Genomic DNA, 1,477 nt, shown 5'->3' with positions numbered 1-1,477 from the left:
GTGACGGGCGCTTCCGCATGGACTACGGCGTGTCCTGGGAGCCGCTATCCGGCCCCACCCGGCGCTTCAGCATCACCCTGATCGCCGGGGACGAGGCCTATCGCGCCAGCATCGCCGGTTTCCGCCGCACCCTCTGGGCCTGGATGAGTGTGGGCTGTGCCGGGCTGCTGCTCGCCCTGTGGCTGACCCTGCGCTGGGGCCTCGCGCCGCTGCGGCGGGTCACCGCCGAAGTCGACGCCATGCACCGCGGCTGGCGTGACCGCCTCGGCGGCCATCACCCGCGGGAGATCGCCGTGCTCACGGACAACATCAACCGCCTCGCCGACGGCGAGCGCGAGCGCACGCGGCGCTACCGCGAGACCCTGGACAATCTCGCCCACAGCCTGAAGACCCCGCTCGCGGTGATACGCGGCGCCCTGGCCAGCCGCACACCGGCGGACCTGGACGCCGCTGCCGAGCAGATCACCCGCATCGACCGACAGATCGAGTACCACGTGCGCCGCAGCGGCGCAGGGCGGCTGGAAGGTGGCGGCCGCACGGCGGTGGCGCCCGTGATCCACCGCCTCGCCCGGGCGCTGCACCATGCCCGGCTGGAGCGCGACGTCGAGCTGCAGGTGCACTGCCCCGACGGCCTCTGGTATGCCGGCACCGAAGACGACCTCATGGAGATGCTCGGCAACATCCTGGACAACGCCTGGCGCTACGGCGCCGGCCACGTTGCCGTCACCGCCGCGGACGACGGCGGCGGGCGGCGCATCCGTATCGACGTGGATGACAACGGCCCGGGCATCGCCGCTGACGTGCGCGAGGCCGCGCTCACCCGCGGCCGGCGTCTGGACACCGGCGGCGACGGCCAGGGCATTGGTCTTGCGGTGGTCCGCGAGCTCGCTGGACAGGCCGGCGGCACGCTGGCACTGGACGGGGCCCCGGAACTGGGAGGCACCCGCGTGACCCTCATCCTGCCCGGCGGTGAGGACGGCTGACCCCGGCCGCCAGGGGATGTGGCCGCCGTTCCGGGCGACGACGCGCCACTGTCGGCCGGCGTGAGCCCCCGGACCGCGGGTCCCGGGCCTGGAACGATGCCGGACAGCGCGGTATCCCTGGCCTCCGGATGCAGCGCCGGCACTGCCTCCTGTGCGTGGCGGGCGACGGTGGACGACAGAGGGCCGGGTTAACGCATAGAATACGTGCCCCTGTCGAACCCCGACCCGGACCGCAATGAACTGCAACCGCATACTCGTGCACTACGCCGAGGTGGCCCTGAAGGGGCGGAACCGCCGCGACTTCGAGAGCCGGCTCAAGCGCAACATCAAGATCCGCCTCCAGAGCGAGGGCCTGGACTGGGAGGTGCACCGCGGCCGCGACCGCATCACCGTCCATCCCCGCGACCCGAACGCCGCCGCGCTGGAACGCGCGCTGGAGGCGGTCGGCGAGACCGCCGGCGTCGCAACCTTCGCGCCGGCGGTGTTCTTCCCCC

At 73.0% G+C, this 1,477-nt stretch carries 1 protein-coding gene and 1 pseudogene; both read left to right on the top strand.

What is annotated here, in order from left to right:
* A partial coding sequence (locus G7A99_RS19585; protein WP_163143388.1) for an ATP-binding protein occupies positions 1 to 983 on the top strand: 983 nt, incomplete at its 5' end.
* Between the two features lie 235 nt (positions 984 to 1,218).
* Positions 1,219 to 1,477, top strand: a pseudogene (locus G7A99_RS19580) (tRNA 4-thiouridine(8) synthase ThiI); the annotation flags it as partial.

This window comes from Arhodomonas sp. KWT, assembly GCF_010993615.1.
The sequence above is the reverse complement of the archived record's forward strand: the minus strand, read 5'-3'. Positions and strand labels throughout refer to the sequence as shown.